The 1,556-nt window shown below is 42.9% G+C and carries 1 protein-coding gene and 2 pseudogenes; 1 reads left to right on the plus strand and 2 read right to left on the minus strand.

Going from position 1 to position 1,556, the window contains the following annotated elements:
* Positions 1 to 55 precede the first annotated feature (55 nt).
* Positions 56 to 286 carry a hypothetical protein gene (locus ACWHAR_RS20895; protein WP_144458804.1) on the plus strand — a complete coding sequence of 77 codons (231 nt, stop codon included), beginning with the start codon at positions 56 to 58 and terminating at the stop codon, positions 284 to 286.
* Positions 287 to 484: 198 nt separating this feature from the next.
* Here the strand turns inward: ACWHAR_RS20895 and ACWHAR_RS20900 are convergent.
* A pseudogene (locus ACWHAR_RS20900) lies at positions 485 to 1,037 on the minus strand (flagellin); the annotation flags it as partial.
* A gap of 92 nt (positions 1,038 to 1,129) precedes the next feature.
* Positions 1,130 to 1,556, minus strand: a pseudogene (locus ACWHAR_RS20905) (excinuclease ABC subunit UvrA); the annotation flags it as partial.

Consider the following 1,556-nt stretch of genomic DNA (forward strand, 5'->3'; position numbering starts at 1 on the left):
TATACCGATTACAATATGTAAAAAGCTTACGGCAACCAAGGAGGCTGGACAAGCAATGGAGAAAGATCCCAGTGACTATACAGTAACACAAGAATCAGTGTTAAAGCTGATTCATGAACAAAAAAGAATGAATCGTGAAATGATCGCCGAGCTTGAGCAGATTCACGGACCCTTCCCGATCTCTCACGATATCCAATATATAAAAGTGCTGCTCGACAGCAGCAACACGCATATTGTTCAAGATTTAATGAATGTAAGTAAGCAGCTGTATAAGAAGACTTTGTAATTGCGGAAAACATATCATTCATTATAACTGAAACAAAGCTAAAGGTTAGATGACAATATCTTGCCTTTTTTGTTTTGAAAAAACAAGTGATTCCCTGGCTGTCACAAAATGATTGTAACAAAAAAAGCCTGCCGGCACATCCAGTTAATGGACTCTGTCGGCAAGCTGTAACTATCAGAAAGAGATAGCCGTTCAAAATTAACGTAACAATTGAAGCACGTTTTGCGGCTGTTGGTTTGCTTGAGCAAGCATCGCTTGAGAAGCTTGAGAAAGAATGTTGTTCTTTGTGAAATCGCTCATTTCTTTCGCCATGTCAACGTCACGGATACGAGACTCAGCAGCTGTCAGGTTTTCAGAAGAAGCACCAAGGTTGTTGATTGTGTGCTCTAGACGGTTTTGTACCGCACCAAGTTTAGCACGTTGGTTTGAGACATTGTTGATTGCAGTATCAATACTTTCAAGTTGAGTATCAAAAGGAGTATTAGCAAAATTTGTTACATTAAGTGCGTTTACTCCTAAAGCAGTTGATGACATGCTGTCAATGTTAATTGTAAGCTACTGGCCAGCATTTGCTCCAATCTGGAAAGTGAAACCATCAGTTTCAGTACCATCTAATAACTTTTTGTTGTTGAATTCAGTACGATTTGAAATGCCATCAACTTCCTCAATAGAGCGCATCCATTTCATCTTTAATTACACCAAGATCTTCTGCTTGTTGTGTACCTGCGTTTCCTGCTTGAACAGTAAGTTCACTTCTAAACCTATTATGCCGTAAAGAAAAAGCTTTCCTGCTAAGCCCAAGGATGGACTTGCTGACAAGCTGTCCCCTCTTAACAGAGGGTTTTAAGATGTAGCTGTTTCTTTCGCTTTTAAGAGCGATTTCATGCGTGTTTTGTCACGTTCGATAACAGGCTTCAAATAACGGCCTGTATACGATTCTTCCACTTCAGTGATTTCCTCAGGCGTTCCTGACGCGACAATGGTTCCGCCCCCGGCTCCGCCTTCCGGGCCCAAATCCACAATGTAATCGGCCGTCTTAATGATATCAAGATTATGCTCAATAACCAGTACAGTGTCTCCGTTGTCTACCAACCGTTGCAGCACGACAAGAAGCCTTGCGATATCGTCGACATGCAAACCTGTCGTCGGCTCATCTAAAATGTAGAGCGTGCGTCCGGTCGAGCGTTTGTGCAGCTCTGATGCGAGCTTCACGCGCTGCGCTTCTCCGCCTGACAAGGTCGTCGCCGGCTGGCCGAGCGTAATATAACCT

The sequence above is a fragment of the Bacillus sp. LR--39 genome, assembly GCF_053613335.1.